At 65.7% G+C, this 26,609-nt stretch carries 25 protein-coding genes; 13 read left to right on the top strand and 12 right to left on the bottom strand.

Features of this window, described 5'->3' with window-relative positions; all coding sequences use genetic code 11:
- The 4 genes from CH289_RS28530 to CH289_RS23530 all read left to right on the top strand — a co-directional run.
- On the top strand, positions 1 to 180 hold a 180-nt coding region (locus CH289_RS28530; protein WP_218828470.1), incomplete at its 5' end, for a hypothetical protein.
- 28 nt (positions 181 to 208) lie between these two features.
- Entirely contained in the window at positions 209 to 2,212 is a 2,004-nt protein-coding gene (locus CH289_RS23540) for an APC family permease (RefSeq protein WP_019664042.1), read from the top strand.
- Positions 2,209 to 3,489, top strand: a complete 1,281-nt coding sequence (locus CH289_RS23535; RefSeq protein WP_020110176.1) for a class I SAM-dependent RNA methyltransferase — start codon at positions 2,209 to 2,211, stop codon at positions 3,487 to 3,489. Before CH289_RS23540 ends, CH289_RS23535 begins: the two co-directional genes overlap by 4 nt.
- 67 nt (positions 3,490 to 3,556) lie before the next feature.
- Positions 3,557 to 4,546: an iron-siderophore ABC transporter substrate-binding protein gene (locus CH289_RS23530; RefSeq protein WP_020110175.1), complete on the top strand. Its 990-nt coding sequence runs from the start codon at positions 3,557 to 3,559 to the stop codon at positions 4,544 to 4,546.
- Positions 4,547 to 4,562: 16 nt separating this feature from the next.
- On the opposite strand, the gene CH289_RS28380 is transcribed toward CH289_RS23530, so the two are convergent.
- Positions 4,563 to 4,715 (bottom strand): hypothetical protein, encoded by a 153-nt coding sequence (locus CH289_RS28380; RefSeq protein WP_019664039.1) that lies wholly within the window; start codon positions 4,713 to 4,715, stop codon positions 4,563 to 4,565.
- Between the two features lie 26 nt (positions 4,716 to 4,741).
- Between CH289_RS28380 and CH289_RS23525 the strand changes: the two genes are divergently transcribed.
- On the top strand, positions 4,742 to 5,266 hold the full coding sequence (locus tag CH289_RS23525; RefSeq protein WP_027498539.1) for a CGNR zinc finger domain-containing protein: 525 nt from the start codon (positions 4,742 to 4,744) through the stop codon (positions 5,264 to 5,266).
- A gap of 8 nt (positions 5,267 to 5,274) precedes the next feature.
- Here CH289_RS23525 and CH289_RS23520 read toward each other — a convergent pair whose 3' ends face one another.
- Together CH289_RS23520 and CH289_RS23515 are read right to left on the bottom strand one after the other, a co-directional pair.
- The gene (locus tag CH289_RS23520) at positions 5,275 to 6,111 is read right to left on the bottom strand and encodes an ABC transporter permease (protein ID WP_019664037.1); all 837 of its coding nucleotides are present in this window, start codon (positions 6,109 to 6,111) and stop codon (positions 5,275 to 5,277) included.
- Complete coding sequence (locus CH289_RS23515; RefSeq protein WP_170945344.1) at positions 6,108 to 7,100, bottom strand: ATP-binding cassette domain-containing protein; 993 nt, start codon at positions 7,098 to 7,100, stop codon at positions 6,108 to 6,110. The genes CH289_RS23520 and CH289_RS23515 overlap by 4 nt, the downstream gene beginning before the upstream one ends.
- 125 nt (positions 7,101 to 7,225) lie before the next feature.
- Between CH289_RS23515 and CH289_RS23510 the strand changes: the two genes are divergently transcribed.
- Together CH289_RS23510 and CH289_RS23505 are read left to right on the top strand one after the other, a co-directional pair.
- Positions 7,226 to 7,966 carry a sigma-70 family RNA polymerase sigma factor gene (locus CH289_RS23510; RefSeq protein WP_019664035.1) on the top strand — a complete coding sequence of 247 codons (741 nt, stop codon included), beginning with the start codon at positions 7,226 to 7,228 and terminating at the stop codon, positions 7,964 to 7,966.
- Complete coding sequence (locus CH289_RS23505) at positions 7,963 to 8,754, top strand: anti-sigma factor (RefSeq protein WP_019664034.1); 792 nt, start codon at positions 7,963 to 7,965, stop codon at positions 8,752 to 8,754. Before CH289_RS23510 ends, CH289_RS23505 begins: the two co-directional genes overlap by 4 nt.
- A gap of 33 nt (positions 8,755 to 8,787) precedes the next feature.
- Here CH289_RS23505 and glsA read toward each other — a convergent pair whose 3' ends face one another.
- Positions 8,788 to 10,614, bottom strand: a complete 1,827-nt coding sequence (gene glsA / locus CH289_RS23500) for a glutaminase A (RefSeq protein ID WP_020110173.1) — start codon at positions 10,612 to 10,614, stop codon at positions 8,788 to 8,790.
- A gap of 254 nt (positions 10,615 to 10,868) precedes the next feature.
- Between glsA and dxs the strand changes: the two genes are divergently transcribed.
- Positions 10,869 to 12,749, top strand: a complete 1,881-nt coding sequence (dxs, locus tag CH289_RS23495; protein ID WP_027498538.1) for a 1-deoxy-D-xylulose-5-phosphate synthase — start codon at positions 10,869 to 10,871, stop codon at positions 12,747 to 12,749.
- Between the two features lie 4 nt (positions 12,750 to 12,753).
- Here dxs and CH289_RS23490 read toward each other — a convergent pair whose 3' ends face one another.
- The 4 genes from CH289_RS23490 to CH289_RS23475 form a co-directional block, all read right to left on the bottom strand.
- Entirely contained in the window at positions 12,754 to 13,038 is a 285-nt protein-coding gene (locus CH289_RS23490) for a YciI family protein (RefSeq protein WP_020110171.1), read from the bottom strand.
- 20 nt (positions 13,039 to 13,058) lie between these two features.
- On the bottom strand, positions 13,059 to 14,456 hold the full coding sequence (locus CH289_RS23485; RefSeq protein WP_019664030.1) for a sugar porter family MFS transporter: 1,398 nt from the start codon (positions 14,454 to 14,456) through the stop codon (positions 13,059 to 13,061).
- A gap of 132 nt (positions 14,457 to 14,588) precedes the next feature.
- Positions 14,589 to 15,332: an SDR family oxidoreductase gene (locus CH289_RS23480; RefSeq protein ID WP_020110170.1), complete on the bottom strand. Its 744-nt coding sequence runs from the start codon at positions 15,330 to 15,332 to the stop codon at positions 14,589 to 14,591.
- A gap of 52 nt (positions 15,333 to 15,384) precedes the next feature.
- Positions 15,385 to 16,248: a helix-turn-helix transcriptional regulator gene (locus CH289_RS23475; protein ID WP_027498537.1), complete on the bottom strand. Its 864-nt coding sequence runs from the start codon at positions 16,246 to 16,248 to the stop codon at positions 15,385 to 15,387.
- 103 nt (positions 16,249 to 16,351) lie between these two features.
- On the opposite strand from CH289_RS23475, the gene CH289_RS23470 reads away from it, so the two are divergent.
- Positions 16,352 to 17,242, top strand: a complete 891-nt coding sequence (locus tag CH289_RS23470) for an SDR family NAD(P)-dependent oxidoreductase (RefSeq protein WP_231383729.1) — start codon at positions 16,352 to 16,354, stop codon at positions 17,240 to 17,242.
- Between the two features lie 70 nt (positions 17,243 to 17,312).
- Here the strand turns inward: CH289_RS23470 and CH289_RS23465 are convergent, their stop codons facing one another.
- From CH289_RS23465 to CH289_RS23450, 4 genes are all read right to left on the bottom strand, one after another.
- A complete protein-coding gene (locus CH289_RS23465; protein WP_020110167.1) occupies positions 17,313 to 19,418 on the bottom strand; it encodes a 3-hydroxyacyl-CoA dehydrogenase NAD-binding domain-containing protein in 2,106 nt (701 codons plus the stop codon).
- On the bottom strand, positions 19,415 to 20,674 hold the full coding sequence (locus tag CH289_RS23460) for a thiolase family protein (protein WP_020110166.1): 1,260 nt from the start codon (positions 20,672 to 20,674) through the stop codon (positions 19,415 to 19,417). The genes CH289_RS23465 and CH289_RS23460 overlap by 4 nt, the downstream gene beginning before the upstream one ends.
- 70 nt (positions 20,675 to 20,744) lie before the next feature.
- Complete coding sequence (locus CH289_RS23455) at positions 20,745 to 22,016, bottom strand: ribonuclease D (protein ID WP_020110165.1); 1,272 nt, start codon at positions 22,014 to 22,016, stop codon at positions 20,745 to 20,747.
- Positions 22,017 to 22,080: 64 nt separating this feature from the next.
- A complete protein-coding gene (locus CH289_RS23450; RefSeq protein WP_019664022.1) occupies positions 22,081 to 22,677 on the bottom strand; it encodes a DUF3000 domain-containing protein in 597 nt (198 codons plus the stop codon).
- A 109-nt stretch (positions 22,678 to 22,786) separates the two neighbouring features.
- Here CH289_RS23450 and hemE point away from each other — a divergent pair, with 109 nt between their 5' ends.
- From hemE to CH289_RS23430, 4 genes are read left to right on the top strand one after another with little or no spacing between them, the layout of a single operon-like run.
- Complete coding sequence (gene hemE / locus CH289_RS23445; RefSeq protein WP_020110164.1) at positions 22,787 to 23,866, top strand: uroporphyrinogen decarboxylase; 1,080 nt, start codon at positions 22,787 to 22,789, stop codon at positions 23,864 to 23,866.
- A complete protein-coding gene (locus CH289_RS23440; protein WP_020110163.1) occupies positions 23,863 to 25,224 on the top strand; it encodes a protoporphyrinogen oxidase in 1,362 nt (453 codons plus the stop codon). The genes hemE and CH289_RS23440 overlap by 4 nt, the downstream gene beginning before the upstream one ends.
- 5 nt (positions 25,225 to 25,229) lie before the next feature.
- Positions 25,230 to 25,925, top strand: coding sequence for a hydrogen peroxide-dependent heme synthase (gene hemQ / locus CH289_RS23435; protein ID WP_019664019.1), 696 nt, complete (start codon positions 25,230 to 25,232; stop codon positions 25,923 to 25,925).
- Positions 25,922 to 26,608 (top strand): HAD family hydrolase, encoded by a 687-nt coding sequence (locus CH289_RS23430; protein WP_020110162.1) that lies wholly within the window; start codon positions 25,922 to 25,924, stop codon positions 26,606 to 26,608. Before hemQ ends, CH289_RS23430 begins: the two co-directional genes overlap by 4 nt.
- The last annotated feature ends 1 nt before the right edge of the window (position 26,609 follow it).

Below are 26,609 nucleotides of genomic sequence, written 5' to 3'. Positions count from 1 at the left end.
ACACCACTACGTACACAGATCCAACTCCATTCGGATTCTTCTTCTCGGCGCTCGCTCTGCACCAACGTAACGGTCGGGGACGCACGGATCGAGCGTCGGGATGCATCGGCCGTCGCCGAGTTGGACAAATCGGGTTGCGTGTCGAGCAATTCGGCGAGTTCGGGTGCACCGATGTCGTGATTCGATTCGGACGGCTTACGCTTTCACGGTGTCCAAGCTCTCGACCGCCGCGAAGCGGCTCGTGCTCGGTAGACCGTTCCGAAGCGACAAGCTCGGTCACACCTTGCTCCCCAAGAGGATCGCGCTGCCGGTGTTCGCCTCCGACGCCATGTCGTCGGTGGCGTACGCACCGGAGGAGATCTTCCTCGTGCTGTCGGTCGCCGGCATCTCCGCGTACGCCTTCACTCCGTGGATCGGGCTCGCGGTGTGCGTCGTCATGGCCGTCGTCGTCGCGAGCTACCGACAGAACGTGCATGCCTATCCGTCGGGCGGTGGCGACTACGAGGTCGCGACGGTCAATCTCGGGCCGACCGCCGGACTCACGGTGGGAAGCGCGCTGCTCGTCGACTACGTGCTGACCGTCGCGGTATCGGTGTCGGCGGCAGCGTCGAACATCGGCTCGGCCATCCCGTTCGTGGCCCAGCACAAAGTACTGTTCGCGGTTCTGGCGATCGTGCTGATCACGTCGATCAATCTGCGCGGCATCCGCGAGTCCGGAGCCGCGTTCGCTGTGCCGGTCTACGCGTTCATGATCGGAATGTTCGTGATGCTCGGATGGGGCCTGTTCCGCGTCTACGTGCTCGGGGACGAACTGCACGCCGAATCCTCGGGCTTCGAGCTGAAAGCCGAGGATTCCCACCTCTACGGCATCGCGTTCGCGTTTCTGATCGCCCGAGCCTTCTCGTCGGGTTGCGCGGCGCTCACCGGAGTCGAAGCGATCAGCAACGGTGTGCCTGCCTTCCGCAAGCCGAAGTCACGCAATGCGGCGACGACGTTGCTCATGCTCGGCGGGATCGGCATAGCGCTGTTGATGGGAATCATCCTTCTGGCCGAGAAGATCGGCATCAAGTACGCGCTCGAGCCGAGCGAACAGCTCGTCGGAGCGCCGGACGGCTACCAGCAGAAGACCCTGATCGCACAGCTCGCCGAAGCGGTCTTCCACGGGTTCCCGATCGGGTTCTTCTTCATCACGGTCGTGACCGCACTCATTCTCGTTCTGGCCGCCAACACCGCGTTCAACGGATTTCCGGTGCTCGGTTCGGTTCTCGCCCAGGATCGGTATCTTCCGCGCCAGTTCCACACCCGGGGTGACCGGCTGGCGTTCAGCAACGGAATTCTCTTCCTGTCCGCTGCCGCGATCGCGTTCGTCGTCGTGTTCGACGCCGAAGTGACCAAGCTCATCCAGCTCTACATCGTGGGTGTCTTCGTGTCCTTCACCCTGAGCCAGACCGGCATGATCCGGCACTGGACGCGGTTGCTGCGTGTGGAACAGGATCCCGAACAGCGTCGCCGGATGTTCCGTTCGCGCATCGTCAACAGTGTCGGCCTCGGGCTCACCGCCACGGTCCTCGTCATCGTGCTCATCACCAAGTTCGCGGCCGGAGCGTGGATCGCCATCGTCGCCATGTTCGCGGCGTTCGGACTGATGAGCCTGATCCGCAAGCACTACGACACGGTCGCCCGTGAACTCGAGGACGAGGAATGGGACGGTGTGCTGCCCAGCCGCACGCATTCGATCGTGCTGGTGTCCAAGCTGCACATGCCGACCCTTCGTGCGTTGGCGTACGCCCGCGCGACCCGCCCGGACACCCTGGAAGCGATCACCGTCAACGTCGACGAGCCGGACACCCGTCAACTGGTCAAGGAGTGGGAGGCCAGCGATGTCACCGTGCCACTCAAGGTGGTCGAATCCCCGTACCGGGAAATCACCAAGCCGGTCCTCGACTACGTCAAACGCGTACGACGCGACTCGCCGCGCGACGTGGTGACGGTGTTCATACCCGAATACGTCGTCGGTCACTGGTGGGAGCAAATTCTGCACAACCAGAGTGCACTGCGCCTCAAGAGCCGGCTGCTGTTCCAACCGGGAGTGATGGTGACGAGCGTGCCCTGGCAGCTGCAGTCGTCGGCGAAAGCGAAGCGCGAGAGCATCGAGAACGCGCCCGGCGCGTCGCGCCGCGGATACGAACCCCCGAGCGGACACGGCCGATGACCGACAGCTGGTTCGGCTCGACTGTCGAGGTCACTCTCGGTGCACCCGGGCACGGAGGATTCTGTGTGGCCAGGCACGACGGACGCGTGATGTTCGTCCGACACGGCCTGCCCGGGGAGATCGTGCGGGCGAAGGTCACCGAGGATCGGGGTGGGTCCTACTGCCGCGCCGACGCCGTCGAGATACTTGCCCCGTCGGCCGATCGCATCACTCCGCTGTGTCCCATCTCCGGTCCCGGCGGCTCGGGATGCTGCGACTGCTCCCACATCGACCAGTCCGCGTCGCGGGCCATGAAATCGGCCGTGGTGGAGGAACAACTGCGTCGGATCGGCGGTATCGACCGTGCAGTGACCGTCGAGGAACTGCCGTACACCGGCGACGGCACCGGCTGGCGGAGTCGTGTCCGACTGGCCGTCGACGCGGGCGGCCGCCCCGGCTTCCATCGATACCGCAGCGCCACCGTCGTCCCTGCCCTGAGCTGTCCGCAGGTCGTCGCAGGCGCATTCGACGGTCTCACCGACTCGACATGGCGTCCGGGCTCGGAGCTCGTGGTTGCCGTCGGCAGCTCGGGAGAGCGGCACGTCGTCGAGATATCACCTGCATCCGTGTCGCGCACGGGTCGACGATCCCCCGGCCGACGTGGCGCATCTGCCCGGCGGGCTGCATCATCGGCCCCACGTCCGGAGCGGGCCGTGGTCGGTAGCGGACGAGTACACGAATCTGTGTCCGGTCGTGACTGGGAACTGGACGCAACCGGATTCTGGCAGGCGCACCGAGGCGCCGCGCAGGTCTACTCCGACGTGGTGACCGAGTGGGCCGACGCCAGGCCCGGTGAGGTCGCGTGGGATCTGTACGGGGGAGTCGGAGTCTTCGCGTCGAGCCTGGCGACAGGAGTCGGCGCCACCGGCCAGGTCGTCAGTGTCGAGTTCTCGCGTAAGGCCTCGGCGGACGGAGCCCGTGCGCTCGCCGATCTCGAGCAGGTGCGATTCGTGCCCGGACGAGTCGAACGCACCGTCCGTGCGCTTCCCGCGCCGAACGTCGTCGTGCTCGACCCACCTCGATCGGGAGCGGGCAAAGAGGTCGTGGCAGCAGTCGCGGCATCGGCACCCGGCCGCGTGGTGCACATCGGCTGCGACCCTGCATCCTTCGCCCGCGATGCCCGGCTGTTCGTCGACGCCGGATATCGACTCGAACAGGTGCGTGCGTTCGACGCATTTCCTCTCAGCCATCACGTGGAGTGCATCGGCTTGCTCGTGCGAGAAGGTGGCACACCGTAGAGGTCGTGGGCTCGGTAGATTGAGCCGCGTGAAAAAGCGCCTCTCTCGTTTCCGTTGTGCCCGTACCGTGTCGATCATCGCCGCCGCGGCCGTTGTGGGTCTTGCCGTGTCCTGCTCGTCGACAGCAGACGACGCGGCGACCACCCCTGCGGCAGCGGGCGCTGACGAGGCGTTTCCGGTGTCGATCGACACCAAGTTCGGTGACGTCACCGTGCCCGAGCGTCCGCAGCGTGTCGTTGCCTTGGGATGGGCCGACGCGGAAACCGCGCTTGCACTCGGCGTGCAGCCGGTGGGCGCGAGCGATTGGCTGGCGTTCGGAGGCGACGGTGTAGGCCCGTGGGCCGACGGGCTGTACGACAGTTCCCCCGAGATCATCGGCACCCAGGAGCCGTCCTACGAGGCGGTCGCGGCTCTCGAACCGGACCTGATCCTGGACACCAAGAGCTCCGGCGATCAGGATCGGTACGACAAGTTGACCCGGATCGCGCCGACGGTGGCTCTTCCCGACGGCGCGGACAACTACCTGACCACCGTCGAGCAGCAGGTGACCATGGTGTCGGCGGCGCTGGGTGAATCGGAGAAGGGCGCCCAGCTGTTGGCCGACCTGGACGGTCGGTTCCAGACCGCAGCGGCGGAGCATCCGGAATTCCAGGGCAAGACCATCACGGTCGGAGCCTTCAGCGGAACCGGATACGGGGCGTACATCTCCGACAGCACGAGAGTCGTGTTCATGAAGAAGCTCGGTTTCGTGTCGAACCCCACGGTCGACGCGTTGACGGCGACGAGGACCGGCTCGACCGGATTCTCGGTGCCCGTATCGGACGAGGAACTGAACACGCTCGACGCCGACGTCGTGGTGATCTTCCCGGTACAGCGATCGGCCGACGACGTGACTAGTAATCCTCTCTTCCAGCAGATCCCTGCCGTTCGGGACGGACGCTCGCTGGTGTTCGACGATCCCGACGTGGCCAAGTCCTACTCGACCAATTCCATTCTGTCGGCGACGTACGCCCTCGACACTGTTGTTCCGTTGATCGCGGAGCGGGCCGAACGCTGACCGGACGGAGCTCCGGTCACCGAGCTTCGACGACGGCGACGGACGTGGCTGCGGCGGGTTTCGGGGCGCGGATGCGCTGGGAGCCGCAGGTGCACCGCTGGTAGGTGACGGTGCCTTCGCTGGTGTTGTGGCTGCTCTCGGTGGTCCAGGTGTGGGTGTGTGCGCTCATACCGTCAACTGTGCTGTAATGGTCTTGTGCATATCAACCCTTACGGAACGTATGCGGTGCAACTGGGAGTCGACCTGCTCAATTCGCCGCCGACGTCGGCGGACGAGCTCGGGCATCGGTGCATCGAGGGTGGACTCGTCCTCGACGCACCGGCAACCGATGCGGACGTCACCGCCACCGTTGCGTTTCTCCGCGAGTGGGAGGCGGTGATCGACGCCGATACCGAACAAGCACGGGCGGGCATCCTCAACGGACTGCTCGCGCAGGCGTCGGCGTACCCGCGCTTGACCAACCATGCGGGCGACGGATGGCACATGCACTACCGCGACCCGGACATCGATCTCGGGTCGGTGGTGCGGGCGTTGGTCAGCGTCGGGACGGCACTGCATCTGACCGGTCGCGGAATGAACAGGCTGGGCAGGTGCGCGGCGGAGGACTGCGTACGAGTGTTCGCCGACGTGTCGCGGACCGGCAGGCAACGGTACTGCGGCACTGTGTGTTCCAACCGAGACGCCGTACGTCGACACCGAGCTAAGACCGCCCCCGCATGACGAGCAGATCAGGTCTTGCGGTTGTACAGACGCATCGTGATCGGCCCGAACACGAGTAGGAAGCCGCCGCACATCGCGGCAGTGACCGCGAGCTTGGTGGCGTCCGGTTCCCCCGACATCAACGACCGGATGGACGTGACGAGGAAGCTCACCGGATTGACCTCGACGAACGCGCGGAGCCACCCCGGCATGGTCTGGGGGTCGACGAAGATGTTGCTGGCGAACGTCAACGGAAACAGGATGAACATCGACACGCCCATGACCGCGGCCTCGGTGCGCACGATCATCGCGATCATCGTCCACACCCAGGAGAGACAGAACGAGAAGATCAACAGCAGTGCGATCGAGGCGACGACGCCGAGGAGACCGCCGTCGGGCCGAAACCCGATCACGAGACCGAGGATCAGCACGATGACCGACGCCAGTGAGTAGCGGACGACGTCACCGAGGAGCGCGCCCACCAACGGTGACGGGCGCCAGATGGGTAGCGATCGGAACCGATCGAACACGCCCTTCTCGATGTCCTTGTTCAACGTCACGCCCGTATACATCGTGATCATCACGACGGTCTGCACCAGAATTCCCGGCAACAGGAACTGGATGTAGGCGGTGGTGGATCCGGCGAGAGCGCCTCCGAACAGATACGTGAACAGCAACGTGAACATGATCGGGAACATCGTCACGTCGAACAGTTGCTCGGGGACGTGCTTGATCTTGAGGAGCGCTCGCCACCCGAAGGACAGTGAGCTGGCGACGGCGTTCGGCCGCGGGGGTCGTGTTGCGCCGCTTCGTAGTACGTCCGCGACCGCGGCCTGCTCGGACGCGTCCTTCGACAGCGTTGTCATGATGATGTCTCTGTTCTCTCGGTGGCGTTCGTGCGGGCGGACTCGTCGTCCGCGGGGTGGCCGGTCAGCGCGAGAAACACTTCGTCGAGGCTGGGTTGGCCGATGGCGAACGAGGCCACCGCGATTCCCGCGTCCTCGAACGCGGGCAGAGCGGCAGCCACCGACGACGTCCGGTCCAGCCGAGCCGACAGCGCGACCGGATCTGCTTCCTCGGTCACCGACTCGGACAGAATCGTGCGAAGAATCGCTGCGGCCTCGGAGCGTCGAGCGGGATCCAGCACTCGCACGTGCAGCGAGCCCGCGCCGACCGACGCCTTCAGTTCGCCGGTGGTGCCTTCCGCGATGACCTTGCCGCGGTCGATGACCGCGATCCGTCCGGCCAGTTGATCGGCTTCGTCGAGGTACTGAGTGGTGAGCAGAACCGTCGTGCCGCCACCGACGAGAGCGCGGACGATGTCCCACACCTGATTGCGGCTGCGAGGGTCCAGGCCGGTCGTCGGCTCGTCGAGGAAGATCAGCTCGGGAGTGACGATGATGCTCGCAGCGATGTCGATCCGACGCCGCATACCGCCCGAGTACGTCTTCACCTGGCGAGACCCGGCGTCGGCGATCCCGAACGCGGTGAGCAGCTCGTCCGCTCGCGACCGCGCCGCCGGACGCGAGTATCCGTAGAGCCGGGCCAGCAGGATCAAATTCTCGGTACCGGTCAGATCCTCGTCCAGCGAGGCGAACTGGCCGGTCAGCGAGACTTTGCCGCGAATGGCGTCCGCCTCGGAGGCGACGTCGTGGCCGAGGACGCGCGCCGACCCGCCGTCGATCGGAAGGAGGGTCGCGAGCATTCGGATCGTGGTCGTCTTGCCTGCTCCGTTGGGGCCGAGGACACCGTATACACCTCCACTCGGAACCGACAGGTCTATTCCGTCCACCGCAGTGTTGTCGCCGAAGCGTTTGATCAGGCCCGATGTCTCGATCGCAGGCATGTGTCCCATTCCTCCAAGATTGTCCGAATCGACCTCGAAGTGCAATCGATTATCCCGCGCAGCCATCCGCGGCGCAGGGTGTACCGAATATGTTGTGCGGCGGGAAAACGCGGAGGTTTCGGTGTGAGAGCAACATGAGCACTACTCTCTTGATCAATGAACGCGATCAGAGTCGAATTCGTTGGGACATCGTCACGGTGAGCACGGACCCCACGCCGGGCTCGCAGTACCAGGGGCCACCGGATTCAGAAGACGACCCGTCGGCAGAACAAGGTGCGGCCTGTGCTGTGCCCAGTGCGCAGTTGCGCAACCTGCGAGCAGACGAGATGGAGCGGCTCCGCCGGCTGATGGCCGCGGTCGCCGGTGGTGACCAACGCGCCTTCGGCGAGTTGTACGACGCCACCAGCGCACGTGTCTACGGCATGGTGCTGCGTGTCCTTCGCGACCCGGGGTACAGCGAGGAGACGACGCAGGAGGTGTTCCTCCAGATCTGGAAGTCGGCACCCAACTACGACCCCAACCAGGGAAGCCCCCTGGCGTGGATCATGACGTTGGCGCACCGGCGCGCGGTGGACCGCGTGCGGTCCGAGCAGTCCGGGACCGACCGTGAAGCTGCGTACGGGGCGATCAGCCACACCCCGGAACACGACGAGGTGCTCGAGGCCGTCACCCAGCGACTGGAATCCGACGCCGTGGTTGCGTGCCTCGACACACTGACCGATACGCAACGCGAGTCGGTACGAATGGCTTATTACAGCGGTTGGACATACCGCGAAGTGGCGGAGCGGCTCGGGGTCGCGGTTCCGACGATCAAATCGCGAATACGGGACGGACTGATCAAGTTGAAGACATGTCTGGGGGTGACACCCTCATGAGCGAAGCAACGCGACAGCGGCTGCTCGACGCCGCCGAGGTGTACGCCCTCCATGCGGTGAGCGCCGCCGAGGAAGCCGACATCGAACGTGACCGTGCGGCGGTGGACGACACCGCCCGTGTGCAGTTCAACATCCTTGTCGGCGAGATACAGGAAACTCTTGCGCTGGTGTCCGTCCTGGATGCCGCGGAACCCCCGGCTCAGCTGAGAGATCGCGTGCTGCAAGAAATTCCGCGCATCACGCAGGACGTCGCCGAACCCGCACCCGCGACGGTGACCACTCTGCGCGGACACCGAGATCGCCGCGCCAAGCAGGAGCGGAGGGGGCGGAACGGCCCAGGGGCAAGTCGGTGGCGTACCACGATGCTCGCCGCAGCGGCAGCAGTCGTCGTGGCCGTCGGCGGCGGAGTGGTCGCCACCCAGGTACTGGGCAACGACCCGGCACCGACCCAGGCGGAACAGATCGTGGCAGCGCCGGACGCACGTGAGACCACCGCCGAGTTCCCCGGTGGCGGCACGGCGAACATCTCCTACTCCCGTGAGTCGGGTTCGCTCGTCGTCACGCTCGACGGCGTTTCCGCACCCGCGGCAGGCCAGGACTACCAGATGTGGTTCGTCGACGGCACGCCTCGGTCGGTCGGTCTGGTGACGACCGAACAGTTGGCCGACGGCGACGGCACTGTAATCGACGGCATGGGCGCGGCAACGAACTTCGCGTTCTCGCTCGAGCCCGCAGGCGGATCTCCGCAGCCGACAGAGGTTCTGACGATGGTGACACTCGACGCGTGACGCGTCGACGCCGGTCGAGTTCGATGTGGGGCCTCAGCGCCCCACATCGAACTGCCCGAGAGATTTGATCGCGGTGTTCATCTGCATGTACGCACCGGTCGCGAGGGTGGTGAGAAGCTCGAGCTTCACCGACGGTGCCGACTCGGACAACGCTTCGAAGTCTCGAACCGACATCACGGCGACCGACAACGGGGTGTCCGCCCGGAAATCGAGCAGGAACTCCGTTCGGGCCAGAAGGGGCATCTCGCCGAAACTCATCCCAGGCGACAGCGTCGAGATGCGGTGATGTCGGCCTCCCGGTGAGGTGAACGACGACGACACCTGCCCGGCCAGTACGAGAAACAACCCGGCGGCCGGTTGTCCGCTGGTCACGACGGTGTCGCCCCTTGCGTAGGTGTGCACGGTGAAGGCGGGTTCGACAGCGGCGTATTCGGCCGGGGTCAAGCCGTCGAGCACCGGGTGGTCCCGCAAGGCGATACGGTCGGGTTGGCGAGGTCCGACGCAGTACTTGTCGAGCAGAATCTCCTCGGCCCATTGAATGGCGGAACCCAGGTCGGCGAAGACGCGGCCGGATGCGCCGCCCGGATCGATGCTCGAACTGGTGCGACCCAGAACACCCGCAGGGTCGACGAGCGAGGCCCTGCAACCATGCTCGGACAGGTGACCGAGCACGCTGTCGAACATTCCGCGCGCCACGTCACTGACCTCGTCGACGCCGCGGACGTCGATGACCAACGCATCGAGCTGTTCGTCGAGGTTTCCGATCTCGCGAACCGCGGTCTCCGCCCCGGAGAACAACAGATCGCCGTGCAGCTCGTACACCCGAGCGCGGCTGCCGAACCGAGCGAGAGCGGCCTGCTCGACGTCGCTTCGTCGGCGACGCGACGGGGCCTCACCGACGGTGTACTTGCCGCGGATCGCGGACCGGGCCGCGCGCGTGACGTGCAGGAAGTGAAGTTCGAGCTTGCGTGACAGTTCTCGGCACGCCGCGACGCCGCGCACGCTGTTTCCGTGCGGGTCGAGCCGGGGGGAGTAGACCGCGATTCCCATCTGACCGGGCAGGACGGCCAGAATGCCGCCGCCCACCCCGCTCTTCGCCGGCATCCCCACTCGCGCGACCCAGTCGCCCGCACCGTCGTACATCCCGCACGTCGTCATCACACTGAGGACGCGCTCCACCAACGCCGGTGCGAGTGCACGTTCCTTCGTGCGCGGGTTTGAGCCGTTGTTCGCCATGGTGGCAGCCATCATGGCGAGGTCGACCGCGGTGACGTCGATGGAGCACTGGCGGAAGTACAGATCCACTGCGGCGTCGGGATCGTCGGTGATGATGTCGAACGAGCGCAGCATGTATCCGATCGCACGGTTCCGGTTGCCGGTGCGGGCCTCGGAGCGGTACACCGATTCGTTGAACGTCAGCGAGCGACCCGCGTACCGGGAGTAGGCCTGACGGATTCGTTCGAACCGATCCGCGGCCGACTTCCCGGCGATCAGCGACGCCGAGGTGATGGCTCCCGCATTGATCATCGGATTGCGTGGGCGTTCGGTGATCGGATCGAGACTGATCTCGTTGAACGGTTCACCCGACGGCTCGATGTCGATCTTCTGCGCGACGGCGTCCTCACCCCGGTCGGCGAGGGCCAGTCCGTAGGTGAAGGGCTTCGAGATCGACTGGATCGTGAACAGCGTCGACGTGTCGCCCACCTCGTACACGTACCCGTCGCTCGTCGCCAGGGCGATCCCGAAACCGTCGGGCGCGACCGCGGCGAGTTCGGGGATGTAATCGGCGACGCTGCCCGAGGTGTCGTCTCGGCACGCGTCGAAGACGTGTTGGAGTATTCGATCCACGACGCTCGACATGAGGCAACCCTATGCTCCGACCTCGGGGTTCGGTGTGATCATCGACGCGTGGGCGTGATGGTCGTGTTGCCCGGAGGTCACAGTATTGTCGGAGTCGGTACATGATTCTGCGGTGGTCGCGGTACGGCATCGGCGGTGTCGGTACGGCGTCTACGTTTCGCTACGTAGACTGTTCTGATCGAAGAAGTGTCGAGCCATCGACATCGAAGTACCGCACGTGTTGCCGAAGTTTCCGGCCGGAGGGAGCGATCTCGTTGGGTGTTCTAGCGCGCGTTCAGTCGCCTGAGGACCTGCGCCGTCTTTCGCCGGCGGAGGTGGTGGATCTGGCCGAGGAGATCCGTGAATTCCTCGTCGAGACGGTGTCGGCCACCGGAGGTCATCTGGGTCCCAACCTGGGTGTCGTCGAGCTGACGTTGGCCGTCCACCGCACGTTCGATTCTCCGCGTGACCCGATCATCTGGGACACCGGCCATCAGGCGTACGTGCACAAGATGGTCACCGGCCGCACCGCCGAGTTCGCGTCGCTCCGCAAGCAGGGCGGACTGTCCGGCTACCCCTCGCGCGCCGAGAGCGAACACGACTGGGTCGAGTCCTCGCATGCGTCGGCGTCCTTGTCCTACGCGGACGGGCTGGCCAAGGCTTTTCAGCTGACCGGGCAGAGCGACCGCCACGTCGTCGCCGTCGTCGGTGACGGTGCGCTGACGGGCGGGATGTGTTGGGAAGCACTCAACAACATCGCGGCGGGCAAGGATCGTTCCCTCGTGATCGTCGTCAACGACAACGGTCGCTCCTACGCTCCCACCATCGGCGGATTGGCCGAACATCTTGCCGCCCTACGCCTGCAGCCGGGCTACGAGCGCATTCTCGACAACGGACGCCGCATCGTCCGCAAGATTCCGTTGTTCGGCAAGACGGCGTACGCGATGCTGCACGGCATGAAAGCGGGCGTCAAGGACGCCATCAGCCCTCAGGTCCTGTTCACCGACCTCGGCATCAAATACCTGGGACCGGTCGACGGTCACGACGAGCAGGCCATGGAGTCCGCCTTGCGCCGAGCCAAGGCATACGGCGGCCCGGTGATCGTGCACGCAGTCACTCGCAAGGGTATGGGGTACGCCCACGCCGAGAACAACGTCGCCGACCAGATGCACGCCACCGGCGTCATCGATCCCCTGACCGGGCTCGCCCGCAAGCAATCGGCTCCCGATTGGACGTCCGTGTTCTCGGCCGAATTGATCGACCGTGCGGCCGAGCGTGAGGACATCGTCGCGATCACCGCGGCCATGGCGGGTCCCACCGGCCTCGCGGCGTTCGGGGAGAAGTACCCCACCCGTATGTTCGACGTCGGGATCGCCGAACAGCATGCAATGACGTCGGCGGCAGGCCTTGCGCTCGGTGGCCTGCACCCCGTCGTCGCCGTGTACTCGACGTTCCTCAATCGCGCCTTCGACCAACTACTGATGGACGTTGCGCTGCTGAATCTGCCGGTCACTCTCGTTCTGGACCGCGCCGGTGTCACCGGTGCCGACGGTGCCAGCCACAACGGCATGTGGGACATGTCGTTGCTCGGGATCGTTCCCGGCATGCGGGTTGCCGCACCACGCGACTGCGCCTCTCTCCGTGAGGAACTCGGCGAGGCACTCGCGGTGAGTGACGGGCCCACTGCCCTCAGGTTCCCGAAGGGCGCTGTCACGGAGGACATCCCGGCGCTCCGACGTCTCGACGGTGTCATCGACGTGTTGGCCGAGCCTGATTCCGCGGGCCGAGACGTGCTCATCGTGGCCGTCGGCGCCTTCGCAGGACTGGCGCTCGAGACGGCTGCCGCTCTGGCCGAGCACGGTGTGTCGGTGACCGTAGTCGATCCACGATGGGTGCTTCCGGTCCCGGAGGCCCTGCTGAAATTGGCCGAGGAGTACAAACTCGTCGTGACCCTCGAGGATTCGGGGGTGCACGGAGGCGTCGGATCGACGGTGTCCGCGGCGGTCCGGGCAGTCGGTGTGGACACCGCGTGCCGCGACATCGGAGTTCCGCAGCGATTCCTGGATCACGCGTCACGCGAGCAGATCCACCGTGAACTGGGGCTCACGCCGGAAGACCTGACGCGCCGCATCGCCGGGTGGCTCGGGTCGAACTGAGGCGTCAGTCGGCGTGTTCACCGATGGTGGGCGCCCACTGACTGATCCGCACGTCGGCCACCAAGCCGGCACGGTTGAACGGATCGTGTGCGAACAACCGGGCGACGGCGTCGCGGTCGGGGCATTCGACGATGAACATTGCGCCACTGTGGTCGGCCAGCGGCCCGGACGACCTGATGGTTTTTCGGCGAGCCATCTCGTGGATCCACGCTCGGTGGTCGGTTCGGTGGTCGTCTCGGCCGCCCGACGTTTCCGGCGTGTACGTGTATTCGACGACGAACATCGGCATGACGCGCCTCCTGACCGGAGTTACAGAACCATGTCCTCGAGCTCCATGCCCTTCGTTTCGCGGATCTTGAACTTGACGAAGAAGAAGGACACCAGCGCGAAGAACGCGAAGAACGAGTAGATGAAACCGAGGCCGATCGACTGAGTGAGCGGCGGGAACGCCAACGTGATCGCGAAGTTCGCTACCCAGTTGGCTGCAGTGCTGATACCGAGAGCAACCGCACGCATGTTGTTGGGGAACATCTCTCCCAACATCACCCACATGATCGGACCCCAGGTGGCGGCGAAGAAGATGACGAACAGGTTGGCGCCGATCAGCGCGATCGTTCCCCACGGCGTCGGGAGTGTCAGGTCGTCTCCGGTGCCGACGGCCTGAGTGAACGACACCGCAGCGAGCACCAGTCCCACGAACATTCCGACGGAACCGATCTGAAGCAAGTTCTTACGGCCGAATCGGTCGACGAACAGGATCGCCACGAACGTCATGGTGACGTTGATGACGGATGTGATCACCGAGGTGACGAACGACTGATTCTCGCTGAAGCCCACGGACTTCCACAGTGTCGTCGAATAGTAGAAGATCGCGTTGATGCCCACGAACTGTTGCAGGACCGCCATCGTGATGCCGACCCAGACGATCGGCTGCAGACCGAACTTCGGTCCGCGAATGTCGCCAAACGACGACTTCGCTTCGCGCCGCAGCGTCAGCCGGATTTCCTTCACGCGCTCGTTCGGGTTCACCTCGCCGGAGATCTCCCCGAGAATTCGGGCTGCTTCCTCGTCGAGGTGCTTGCCGACCAGATAACGAGGGGACTCGGGGATGAGCGTGGCCAGAAAACCGTAGACGAGCGCGGGTACGACGCCGACGAGGAACATCCATCGCCACGCCTCCATACCGAACCACAGATCGTTCGACGGCCCACCCGCGGCGTTCTGCAGCACCGCGTCGGACAGCAACGCGGCGAAGATGCCGACGGTGATGGCCAACTGCTGCAGCGACGCGAGACCACCGCGATAGCGTGCGGGCGCGATCTCGGAGATGTAGGCAGGCGCGATGACCGATGCGATTCCGATTCCGAGTCCGCCGAGCACTCGCCACAACATCAGGTCGGGGATGGAGAAAGCGAAACCGGAACCCACCGACGAGATGGTGAACAACGCCGAGCCCAACAGCATGACGCGTTTGCGTCCCCAACTGTCGGCGAGCCGTCCGGCGAACCACGCACCGACTGCGCATCCGAGCAGCGCGATCGCGACGGCGAATCCGGTGACGAACGAACTGAGGCCGAAGTTCTCCTGGATCGAGTCGACCGCGCCGTTGACGACCGACGAATCGAAACCGAAGAGGAAGCCACCGACCGCTGCCGCGACGGTGACTCCGATGACTTTCGCGGTATGGCGTTCTGCAGGTTGCGTCATGACGAACCCAGCTTTCTGACGAGCCAGCGTCGGTGGTGGTCATCGACATCATGGACCTGCTCCAGCCGGTCGGTGGCTGAAATCAGCGGATTTCATCCGAAGGGTTACCCCAGCGCGGAGGGTCGGGTTCCTTCAGCCGAGTCGATCCGCGAAGGTGGTCGACGCGTGGTCGGCATCGGCTCCCGGCACGAGGGTGCCGTCGCGCATGGCTCTCCCGTAGGCGCCTGGCACGGGGACCTCGACAACCCAGTGTCTGCCGTGGAGTGTGGCCACGTTGGTGCGGACCATGTCCACCATGCGTTCCTCTCGTGGTCCGCCGAGGTCCGGGACTTTGCCTGCGGGTGTGCCTTCGGCCAGTTCGACGAGTGTCCGCGCAACGTCTCGTGCCGCGACGGGCATGCACCGCATACGTGGTACGACGACGAGCGGACCGAGCGTGGTTCGCTCGACGAGTTGCTCGGCGAATTCGTGAAACTGCGTTGCGCGCAGGATGGTCCAGGGAATGTCGCCGTCTCGAATCGCTTGTTCCTGCGCGACTTTTCCCGCGTAGTACGAGTACGGCGCCTCGTCGACGCCGACGATGGAGAGCGCCACGTGATGCCGCACGCCCGCATTGTGCTCCGCCCGAAGGAGATGTGCGGTAACGCTCGTGAAGAACCGGACGGATTCCTTGGCAGACATTGTTCGCGTCGAGGCAACGTCTACGACGACGTCGACCCCGGCGAGAGCGTCGTCGAGGCCGGTTCCGTCGACGAGGTCCACGCCGTTGGAGCGGGTGAGCACGAGAACGTCGTGACCGCGTCCTCGTGCGAGGTCGACCACGTGCTTGCCGACGACGCCGGTTCCACCTGCAACTGCGATCTTCAGTGTGTTCATGTCCCTCTCGACGGCACAGCCCGCCGAAATGTATCGCGACGTGACGGCAATCTCAGTGCTCGGCTACGGCGACGCCTGCCGCGACCCGAAGAAAGTCGAGCTTGTCTGCATCTGCCGTGCCCGTCGCAGCGGTGTAGACGACAAGCCGGAGGTCGGTGCCGGGTGCGGTGAGAACGTCGCAGTCGAGGGTGATGTCCCCGACGGTTGCATGGTGGATCGTCTTGCGATCGGTGGCATGCTCGGCGGCGGTCCCCGAGCGCCACAGTGCATCGAAATACGAGTTCTGCGTACGTAATTCGGTGATCAACGCAAGCAGCGGTGCGTCGCGTGGGAACCGGACGGCTGCGATTCTGAGGTCGGCGACGAGTGCCGTCGCGAGATGCTCCAGGTCTGCCGTCGACGACGCGGGTGGATAGGCGGCTCGGCCGCGATCGTCGCTCCCGAACATCACCCGGACCAGGTTTCGGTGCGTCACGTCGATCGCCGTCGGATTGCCTTGCAGTGCGCTCCACATCGGGTTCCACGTCAGAAGGTCCCAATCCGCCGCGAACACGGCCACAGGCGTGTCCGCCAGGCGGCCGACGAGGCGCGCAATGCCGGGACCGACGTGTCGATCGATGCTTCCCGGGCCCGGTGGCAACAGGCCAGCGCAGCGGTACAGGTGATCTCGCTCGGCGCCGTTCAACTGCAAGGCTCGTGCCAAAGACGCGGTGACCTGCGCGGACGGCGTCGTGGCGCGGCCTTGTTCGAGTCGGACGAGGTAGTCGACGGACACTCCGGCCAGCTGTGCCAACTCTTCACGGCGTAGACCCTCGGTCCGCCGCCTCGGGCCCGTCGGCAGGCCTGCATCGACAGGTGAGAGTCTGTCCCTCCATCCGCGCAGGACTTCACCGAGGTCGGATGCCGTGTCGCTCATCGGTCCATCATCTCTCGCTTCGGCGGATGCATCCTGGTACTGCTGATCCCACCGTCTCACCGGGTGCTGGTTGTACTCCTGTGCCGGTGACAGCGTGGGTGCCATGACCCACAGTTCCGCACACACCATTGTCATGACCGGAGTCAGCCAGGGGATCGGCGCCGTAGCAGCCTCGAGGTTGCTTGTTGACGACCCTCATGCACACCTCGTCGTGGTCGGTCGAGGACCTGGCCCGACCTCTCCTCGGGTCACGTTCGTGGACGCCGACCTCGCTGACGTCGAGGCGACGAGAACGGCGGGCCGTCACATCGGCGCGCTGGTGCAGAACGGTTCGATCCCGAAACTCGACAGGTTCGTCGGAAACGCGGGCATCCAGTACACCGATGCCGTCACGACGACGGTCGACGGTCTCGAAGCGACCTTCGCGGTCAACGTAGTTGCCAACCACGTACTTCTGACCCAGCTCCGGTCCCACCTGACGGATTCCTCGCGCATCGTGATCACCGTCAGCGACACGCACTTCGGGGATCTCCGGCACAATCTCGCGCTGGTTCCGGCGCCCGTGTGGTCGGCTCCGGACGTCCTCGCGCGTCCCGGTGCCTTCGCCGAACCGGAGTCGGCCGCAGCCGGGAGAACCGCGTACTCGACCAGCAAACTTGCGGCGGTCCACCTCGTTCATGCATGGGCTGACGCCCTCGAACCGGGCGTCGACATCATCTCGTTCAACCCCGGTCTGGTCCCGGGGACCGGCCTGGCCAGACATGCAGGCAGGGGAGCGCAGCTGATGATGCGAGCGCTGGGTCCAGTGCTTAGTCTGACGCCACTGGCCACCACGTCCACGCAGGCAGGTGCGGCACTCGCTGACCTGGTGTCCGGCCGAACGCTCGCTCGCAGCGGCGACTACGTCGACCGCAACCGCGTTGTGTCGTCTTCCGCGGAGTCCTACGACCCCGCACGCGAATCTGAGCTCATGGCTTTTCTGGGCACGCTGTAACGCCGGCGAGATCGAAGTTGTGTACATGGTTCACGGTGACGACGTACACAACTTCGATCTCGGACTTCCGTCAGACGTTCGCGACGCCGTCGGCGAGGAATCGCCTGCCGGTCACCGCTTCCGAGGTGCCGGTTCGATCGAGGTACGGAGTGATTCCGCCGTTCCAGAATCCGAAGCCGCCGCCGAGGAGCAGGCAGAGGTCGATGTCCTCCGCCGCGGCTACGACGCCTTCCTCCAACATGATGTTGATCTCGTCGGCGAACGCTCGGCGGGTTCGATCCAGAACCTGCTCCGCCGTCGACGGTGAATCACCCTGCGGCCACAGCGCTGCCACCTCGGGGTCGACGATCTGGCCTTCGGGTCCGTAGGTCCAGACACCGGGCTTCTTGGCGTCGACGAGTGCGCGGAATCCGGCGGAGTCCTTGAACCGCTCGGGGTACGCCTCGGCGAGGGTCTCCGCGGTGTGCAGGGCGACGGCCGGTCCGACCAATGCCAGCAGGGTGAGCGGGCTCATCGGCATGCCGAGCTCGGCGACCGCCCCGTCGGCGACGTCGAAGGGCGTGCCCTCGTCGATCGCGGCGATGATCTCTCCGGAGGCGCGGGTGACGAGCCTGTTGAAGACGAATCCGGGCAGGTCGGCAGAGAGCACGGCCGACTTCTTAAGAGTCTTGGCCGTGGCGAATGCCGTTGCCAGCGTGGCATCGTCGGTCTTCTCGCCCTTGACGACCTCTAGTAGCGGGAGGACGGCGACGGGGTTGAAGAAGTGGAAGCCCACCACGCGCTCGGGGTGCTTCAGATCGGCTGCCATTTTCGTGATCGACAGCGACGAGGTGTTGGTGGCGAGAATCGTGTCGGGAGAGACGAATTCCTCGACCTCGGCGAACACCTTCTTCTTCACGTCGAGATTCTCGAACACGGCCTCGATGACGAAGTCTGCCTGTGCGAACGCCGCCTTGTCGATGGAGCCGGAGACCAGTGCTTTCAATCGGTTGGCGGCATCCGGGGACAGACGCTTCTTGCCGAGCAGCTTGTCGATCTCACCGTGAACGTAGCCGACGCCCTTGTCGATGCGCTCCTGGTCGATGTCGGTGAGGATCACCGGAACCTTCAGCTGCCGGACGAAGAGCAGAGCGAGCTGGCTGGCCATGAGACCTGCCCCGACGATACCGACGCCGGAAATCTTGCGCGCCAACGACTTGTCCGGTGCACCTGCGGGTCGCTTGGCCCGCTTCTGTACGAGATCGAATGCATAGAGGCCTGCACGCAGTTCGTCTTTCACGAGCAGAGTGGACAGTGCCTCGTCCTCGGCAGCGAATGCGGCGTCCAGCGAAGCCGAGTCGTTGATGTCGGTGTTCTTGGCGAGCTCGATCAGCTCGACAGCAGCGACCGGACCGGGAGCGAAGTTACCGGTCTTGCCCGCGACGATGCCCTTGGCGCGGGCAACGGCGTCATCCCAGGCCTGGCCACGGTCGATCTCGGGACGGGCGGGAGTGATGTCGCCCTTGATGACCTGGGCTGCCCATGCCAGCGACTGCTCGATGAAGTCGGCGCCGCCGAACACGGCGTCGGCGATACCGAGATCGAGCGCCTGCTGCGGCTTGAGGGTTCGGTTCTGGTTGAGCGAATTCTCGATGATCACCGTCACGGCGTTCGATGCGCCGATGATGTTGGGCAGCAACTGAGTTCCGCCCCATCCCGGAACGAGTCCGAGGAACGCCTCGGGCAATCCCAGTGCTGCCGCGTTGTCGGCGACGGTGCGGTAGTGCGAGTGCAGGCCGACTTCGAGGCCGCCGCCGAGAGCAGCACCGTTGATGAATGCGAACGTCGGGATCTCGGATTCACGCAGGCGCCGGAACACCTTGTGGCCGAGCTGACCGATCTGGAGCGCCTCGTCCTTGGTCTTGATGTTCGGTACACCATTGAGGTCGGCACCGACCGCGAAGATGAACGGCTTGCCGGTCACTGCGATCGCGACCGGGTTCGCGGCGAATGCCTCGTCGAGTGCGGCGTCGAACTGCGTGAGGCCGCCGGGGCCGAACGTCGACGGCTTGGTGTGGTCGTAGCCGTTGTCCAGCGTCACGAGGGCGATCGAGCCTTCGAGGCCGGGGACGGAGACGATCTTGGTGAATGCGTTCGTGACTACCTCGTCGGTGAACGCAGTGGTGATGTCGCTCATTTGGCTGCTCCTGCCGTCTGGGTCGTTCCTGCAGGCTTCACTCCCGCGTAGTCGGAGTGGTTCGGGTTCTCCCAGATGACGGTGCCGCCCATACCGAGGCCGATGCACATGGTCGTCAAGCCGTAGCGGACGTCGGGACGCTGCGCGAACTGACGCGACAGCTGTGTCATGAGGCGCACGCCGGAGGATGCGAGCGGGTGGCCACACGCGATGGCGCCGCCCCACTGGTTGACGCGGGGGTCGTCATCGGCGATGCCGTAGTGCTCGAGGAACGCGAGGACCTGGATGGCGAAGGCTTCGTTGATCTCGAACAGGCCGATGTCGGAGATGCTCAATCCGGTTCGGCCGAGCAGCTTTTCGGTCGCCGGGACCGGTCCGATGCCCATGACGGCGGGGTCGACGCCTGCGAACGAGAAGCCGACCATCCGCATGCCGATGTTCAGTCCGAGCTCGTGCGCAGTGTCTTCACCTGCGAGAATCGCGGCGGTGGCACCGTCGTTGAGACCTGCTGCGTTTCCGGCGGTCACGCGGCCGGCCGGACGGAACGGAGTCTTGAGCTTCGCCAGGTCTTCGACGGTGGTGCCCGGACGAGGTGGTTCGTCCTCGGTGGCCAGACCCCATCCGGCGGCAGATTTGGTGGCGACCGGGACGAGGGTGTCGGCGATGTAGCCGGCCTTCTTGGCGGCGTCGTACTTCTCCTGGCTCGCCACGGCGTAGGCGTCGGTGCGGTCCTTGGTGATCGACGGGAAGCGGTCGTGGAGGTTCTCGGCGGTGTTGCCCATGACGAGAGCACTCGGGTCGACGAGCTTGTCCGCGAGGAACCGCGGGTTCGGATCGACGCCCTCGCCCATAGGGTGACGACCCATGTGCTCGACGCCGCCTGCGATCACGACGTCGTACTGGCCGAAGCCGATGCCTGATCCGGTGGTGGTCACCGACGTCATGGCGCCCGCACACATGCGATCGATGGCGAAGCCGGGCACGCTGCGGGGAAGACCTGCCAGCAGGGCGGACGTGCGGCCGATGGTCAGGCCCTGATCGCCGGTCTGTGTGGTCGCGGCTATGGCGACCTCGTCGATCCGCTCGGGAGGAAGGTTGGGGTTCTTGCGGAGCAGTTCGCGGATGGCTTTGACGACGAGGTCGTCGGCGCGAGTGTCGGCGTAGATGCCCTTGGGGCCTGCCTTGCCGAACGGTGTGCGGATGCCGTCGACGAACACGACATTCCGCTGTGAGCTGGTGGACGCGGGTACAGACACGCTTCGATCCTCCCGACAGATGCGGACATGGACCCGACCGACGCCGGGTTGACGCCCACTGTAGCGGGTATTACCCGTCGGTAACTTGAGGAGGGGTCAATGCGGCCGTGAGCACTGGGACGACGAGCTCACGCTGCCAGGGACGGGCCCCGCCGTCGGCCAGCTCGTGCTCGATCGCACCCGCGGCGTCGGTCGACGTCAGCGGCTTCCAGTCCCACACGAGCCGGCGCAACAGATCGGGAAGCAGCAGATTCTCGACGGGAACCGACACGCGCTCGCTGAGTTCCGTCATTGCCGCTCGCGTCGCGGCGAGCCGATCGGCGGCATCCTGGTCGCGGCGAGCCCACCGATTCACCGGGGGAGGACCGTCGAACGGTGCTGCCTTGGGCGGCAGGTCGGAGGCGGGCAGTGCGCGTGCCCGGCTGAGCGCGCCCAGCCATACTTTCGCGGACCGGCGCTGGCGGGGGCCGCCGAAGACAGGTAACGCCTTCAACTCGTTCTCGTTCTTCGGATCAGAGGTGGCGGCGGCGACGATGGCCGAGTCCGGCAGAACCCGTCCCGCGGCGATGTCGCGGCGGCGAGCGATCTCGTCGCGCGCCTGCCACAGTTCACGCACCGCCGCGAGGACACGCTGAGATTTCACCGCATGGATACCCGATGTCCGGCGCCAACGGTCGGTCTTCGGCTTCGGGGGACCGAGGGTCAGAATGTGTGCGAACTCCTGCGCCGCCCACTCCGTCTTGCCTTGGCTCTCGAGTTCGGCGGCCATCGCGTCACGCAGCTCCAGCAGTACTTCCACATCCAGTGCGGCGTAGTTCAACCACGTGTCCGGGAGTGGCCGCGTCGACCAATCGGCGGCGCCGTGTCCTTTCTGCAACGAGAGGCCGAGCGTTCTCTCGACGATCGCGCCGAGTCCGACGCGCTCGAAGCCCGCCAGACGGCCGGCAAGTTCGGTGTCGTACAGCGTCGTCGGGACGAGGCCCAGTTCTTCGAGGCCGGGAAGATCCTGGTCGGCCGAGTGCAACACCCACTCCAACGGGTTGATCACCTCGGCCAAGGCGGTGAGCTGCCCGGTGACCGGTATCGGATCCAGCAGGACCGTTCCCGCACCGCGGCGGCGAAATTGCAGCAGGTACGCACGCTGGGAGTAGCGAAAACCCGACGCCCGTTCGGCGTCCACGGCGAGCGGACCGTGACCGCCCGCCAGTGCAGCCGCGGCCTCGGCGACGCCGGCGACGGTGTCGACGACCGGGGGGACACCGTCGGCGGGCGCGAGCAGAGGAACGGCAGGCGGAGGACCGTCCGTTACATCCGACGGTTCACTGGAACTTGTCGCTGACATGAGAGGTGACTCTAAGCCCAAACGAGCGGACCGCGTGCGAACTCACGATCCAGTTCGGGTCGCGTCACCGTTTCTCGGCTGTGCTCCGTAACTCGGTGATCCCGGCCGGAGGCAATCCGGCGGCGTAGGCCAGGACCTCGCAGAACGCCTCCACGTGTGACGCGAGCTCCACCGATCCCGCCGTCCACGACGCGCGGAGCTCGAGTTGATGCGCCTTCGGGGGCCCGGCGATGTCCCCGTACCTGACGGAACTGGTCGATGTGACAGTCCCACCCAGCGCGGTCACCGGCTCGGCACGACTACCGAGAGCATCGACCAGCCAGCTCCACCCGACCTCGGGAAGCAGTGGGTCCGACGCGAGGGTCTCGTCGACGTCGGCCTGGATGTAGGCGACGAGGCGCATGGTGCCGTTCCATGCCTCGTCACCGTCCGGGTCGTACAACAAGATCAGTCGGCCGAATGCGTCACCGTCGGACTGCTCGCCGACGTCCTCACCGACAGGATGCTTGACCTCGGCGCCCACCGCATAGCTGTACGGCGCGAGACGCTGCGGCGGTCTGATCGGGCCGACTTCGATCGAGGGGTGCACGACTGCCCGGTGCATCGCCTCGACAGCCGATCGAAACGGCGCAGGCTCGGCAGCGGATCCGGGTGTGGTCACGTCACCGGACGTTAGACTTCTCACGTTCCCGTTCGTCGGAGGCGCGCCGAAGTACCAGCACGGACCTGCGTACAGGCGTCGACCGTGAGGCGTGGCAGCATGGACTGCAATGAACACCGTCACGCCCAGCACCGACACGCCGTCCTCGCGTCGCCACCTTCCCGACGCGCCCCTGTTGGCCGCCGCCGCGGGCCGCGTCCCGACGCGCCGACCCGTGTGGTTCATGCGTCAGGCCGGGCGTTCTCTACCCGAGTACCGCACGATCCGGGCCGGGATCGGAATGCTGGAATCCTGCTTCGACGCAGAGCTGGTCACCGAGATCACGATGCAACCGGTCAGGAGACACGGCGTCGACGCCGCAATTCTCTTCTCGGACATCGTCGTGCCGCTCAAGGCCGCGGGCATCGACCTCGACATCGTCGCCGGTACGGGCCCGGTGGTGGCGAATCCGGTGCGATCGCGTGCCGATGTCGATGCACTACCGCAGCTGAGTGCCGAGCAGGTACAGCCGGTTGCGGACGCCGTTGCTCTGCTGACGAAGGAGCTGGGCGAGACAGCGCTGATCGGCTTCGCCGGCGCCCCGTTCACGCTCGCCTCGTATCTGGTCGAGGGCGGGCCCAGCCGAAACCACGAGAAGACGAAGGCGTTGATGCGGTCCGACCCGCAGACCTGGCACACGTTGCTGGACACACTTGCGGACACCACCATCACGTTCCTGACGGCACAACTCGCGGCCGGAATCGATGCACTCCAGCTGTTCGACTCCTGGGCGGGGGCACTCTCACTCGCCGATTACCGTGAATTCGTCCTTCCGCACTCGACCAAGGTGTTCGACGCGGTGAGCTCGGCCGGTGTCCCGAAAATTCACTTCGGAGTCGGTACGGGGGAACTGCTCGGCGCAATGGGCGACGCGGGTGCCGACGTGGTCGGCGTCGACTGGCGGATCCCACTCGACGACGCGGTCACCCGCGTCGGGGCAGGAAAAGCTCTGCAGGGCAACCTCGACCCGGCTGTGCTGTTCGCGGGTTGGGACGCCGTCGAGACCGAGGTGAGGCGAATCGTTGCGGAGGCGGATCGTGCGCTCGCGGCGGGGGCCACCGGGCACGTGTTCAACCTCGGCCACGGAGTCCTGCCGGACACCGACCCCACGATCCTCACCCGTGTCGTGGAGCTGGTGCATTCGCTGTGACGGTGTCGGCGCCTCGCGCCGCGGTGGTCGGCGGCGGAATCACCGGACTGGTCGCTGCTTACCGACTGCGCTGCAGCCTGGGCCCGGACGCGGAGATCACCGTCGTCGAGGCATCCGAGCGGCTCGGCGGAACGTTGCGGACGGCACGCATCGCCGGTGGTTCACTCGACGTGGGTGCGGAGGCCTTCATCGGGCGACGGCCCGAGGTTCCCGCTCTGCTGGACGAGCTCGGCCTGTCCGAGCAGTTGGTGCATCCGGCGGGTAGGCGACCACTGTTCTACGCGGGCGGTGCGTTGCATCCGATGCCACCGGACACCTTGATGGGAATCCCGTCCGACGCTGTCGCGCTACGCGGAATGGTCGACGACGAGACCGTGCGGAGGATCTCCGCCGAATCCGACTCGCCGATGACCTGGAACGTGGGCGAAGACGTCAGCGTCGCCGAGTTGGTGGGTGGTCGGTTCGGCGATCAGGTGCTTCGTCGATCCGTCGATCCCTTGCTCGGCGGGGTGTACTCCGGACTGTCGGACTCGATCGGCGTACGGGCCGCGCTGCCGACGTTGGCCGCAGCACTCGACGCAGGAGCGAGCAGCTTGACGGCTGCCGTGAAGCGGGCACTGCCCCCGCCCAGCTCCGGACCGGTGTTCGGTGCACTCCGCGACGGGTACGGAGTACTGGTCGACGCGCTGGTATCGGCGACGAACGCTCGAACTGTCATGGGTACCGAAGTCGTGTCGATCCGGGGAGAGCGGCGTGGCTGGCGCGTCGACCCCATCGGTCACGTGGACGTCGTGGTTCTCGCCGTACCTGCCCCGGCTCTCGCACGCATCCTCGCGGACACAGTTCCTGACGCCGCGGACGCCGCCGCGGACATCGAACTCGCGTCGTCCGTCGTGGTGGCCATGTCTCTACCACCGGGGACCGCACTGCCGGACAACTCGGGTGTCCTCGTCGCCACCGACGCAGGACTCTCGGTGAAAGCGTTCACTCTCTCGAGCCGGAAATGGACGCACCTGGGGGAGCGGGAAACACCGCTGCTGCGTGCGTCTCTCGGCCGTTTCGGCGACACTGCAGCGCTGGAGATGACCGACAGGGAACTCGTCGACATCGCCACGCAGGATCTGCGTACGGTCACCGGCCTGGACGTCGCACCGGTCGAGACCGTGGTGCAGCGCTGGCGAGGCGGGCTACCGCAGTACGCGCCGGGGCACGTCGAGCGAGTCGCCGAGATCGACGCCGCCGTCCGTGACGTCCCCGGGCTCGCCGTCGCCGGTGCCTGGAGCCACGGCGTCGGAGTCCCCGCTTGTGTCGCATCCGCCACCAGAGCGGCCGCCGCCGTCTCCGAGGTGGCACGATAGGGCGCATGGCACGCCTCGACTACTCAGCGCTCAACTCCACACTTCGCTACCTGATGTTCTCGGTGTACAAGGTCACCCCAGGAGTCCTGGGCGACGACCGCGCCGCCGCATCGAAGGAAGCCCGGGTGTTCTTCGAGAGCCAGGAAGAGAAAGGCGTCGCAGTACGCGGCGTCTACGACATCGCCGGGATGCGCGCCGATGCCGACTTCATGGTCTGGACGCACGCCGAGCGCATCGAGGACCTGCAGGCCACGTACTCCGACTTCCGTCGGACCACCGCGCTGGGGAAGGCAAGCACCCCGGTGTGGAGCAACTCCGCACTGCATCGCCCGGCCGAGTTCAACAAGAGTCACGTACCGGCGTTCATCGCCGGTGAGGACCCGGGCGCCTACATCTGCGTCTATCCGTTCGTCCGCTCCATCGACTGGTACCTGCTGCCCGACGAGGAGCGTCGTACGATGCTCGCCGATCACGGCATGGCCGCCCGCGGCTACAAGGACGTCCGCGCCAACACCGTGCCGTCCTTCGCCCTCGGGGACTACGAATGGATTCTCGCCTTCGAGGCACCGGAACTCGACCGCATCGTCGATCTCATGCGCGACCTGCGTGCCACCGAAGCACGGCGCCACGTACGCGAGGAGACACCGTTCTTCACCGGACCACGCGTCGACGTCGAGGCACTCGTGGCATCCCTGCCATGATCGAGGCGGTCATCTTCGACTTCTCCGGCACCCTCTTTCGGCTGGACGAGGACGACTCGTGGTTCGACGGTGTCACCCACTCGGACGGCGCTCCGGTGGACGGGCATCACGCGGCGGAGTTGATGCGCCGTATGACCGCACCGGTCGGGGAGGTCGTGCAGTTCGACGACATCACCCGCCACGCGTGGCGGAACCGCGACCTGGACCCGGCACTGCACCGGCAGGCATATCTTCACGTTCTGAAGGAATCCGGAATAGACCGACCGGAGCAGGCGGAATCCGTGTACGGCCGCGTCGTCGACGCAGCCAGCTGGACGCCGTATCCCGACACGGCCGAGGTGGTGAAAGCCCTTGCCGCGAGGTCTATCTCGGTCGGTGTCCTGAGCAACATCCCCTTCGACATCAGGCCGGCGTTCGCGCAGCTCGGCATCGAAAAGTACGTCGACAGGTTCACGCTGTCCTTCGAGGTCGGAGTCGTCAAACCGCAACCGGAGATCTTCCGCATCGCCGTCGACGGTCTCGGGGTCGACCCGACACGAACCCTGATGGTCGGGGACAGTGAAGAAGCCGACGGCGCTGCACGCGCCATCGGATGTTCGTTCGCGCTCGTCGACCCCGTTCCGACGACCGAGCGACCCACTGCATTGCTGGATGCTGTGAGAAGCCGCGGCATCGACCTGTGAG

The sequence above is a fragment of the Rhodococcus sp. RS1C4 genome (genome assembly GCF_002258225.1).
Lineage (GTDB): Bacteria > Actinomycetota > Actinomycetes > Mycobacteriales > Mycobacteriaceae > Rhodococcoides > Rhodococcoides fascians_E.
Note: the sequence above shows the minus strand (reverse complement) of the source record. Positions and strands in the feature narration are given on the sequence as shown.